Here is a 644-nt window from a genome sequence, read left to right as displayed (position 1 = left end):
CGCGCAGAAGGCATAGACATAGAAGTCGAACCATTCGACCAGGTTGCCGGACGAAGCACCGACAATGGCGAAGATGCGCTTGCTGCGCTCCTCGCCGGTGTAATGAGCGGTGGTAGTTGTCATTGTTTTTTACTCTGAGGGGACAGGTGAGAGTCTAGACACACTTCGCAACAATCCCGTTCCACAGATATATCCACGAGGCATTACACAGCCCCTCTTCTGAAAGAGGGCTTTTGTGGCGAGGGGATTCATCCCCGATCGAGTGCGCAGCACTCGCAAATCCGGCAGACGCGGTGTGTCAGTTTCACCGTGAAATCCGGTCTTGGGGCTGCTTCACAGCCCATCGGGGATAAATCCCCTCACCACAAACTCACTCCAACGGAATGAGCTGCGATCAATAATCGAAAAACACCGTCTCAGCCTCAGTGCCCTGCAAAATCACATTCCACTGATAAACCCCYGCCGCATCCGGCTTCGCCAGCAACGTGGCGCGTCGCTCGGCCGGCACACATTCGAGCAGCGGATCATTGAGTTCGCGGCTCACCTTACAAAGTAGATGCGTGTCAGCAAGTGCTTGACCAAGCCACGGGCAAACACCAGCACCACCAGATGCGGCGCCTGGGTCGTGCCCCTTCAGGCCCTCG

1 protein-coding gene and 1 pseudogene are annotated in these 644 nt (G+C 56.5%); both read right to left on the bottom strand.

All coding sequences use genetic code 11. The annotated features are described in order from the left end of the window. The coding region (locus HT737_RS32310) for a hypothetical protein (RefSeq protein ID WP_306287346.1) at positions 1–123 on the bottom strand (123 nt) is incomplete at its 3' end. Between the two features lie 271 nt (positions 124–394). Continuing rightward, positions 395–633 (bottom strand): annotated as a pseudogene (locus HT737_RS31115) (protocatechuate 3,4-dioxygenase subunit alpha); the annotation flags it as partial. Between the last annotated feature and the right edge of the window lie 11 nt (positions 634–644).

Source organism: Pseudomonas sp. MD195_PC81_125 (assembly GCF_014060985.1).
In the GTDB taxonomy this organism is placed as follows: domain Bacteria; phylum Pseudomonadota; class Gammaproteobacteria; order Pseudomonadales; family Pseudomonadaceae; genus Aquipseudomonas; species Aquipseudomonas parakoreensis.
Note: the sequence above shows the minus strand (reverse complement) of the source record. Positions and strands in the feature narration are given on the sequence as shown.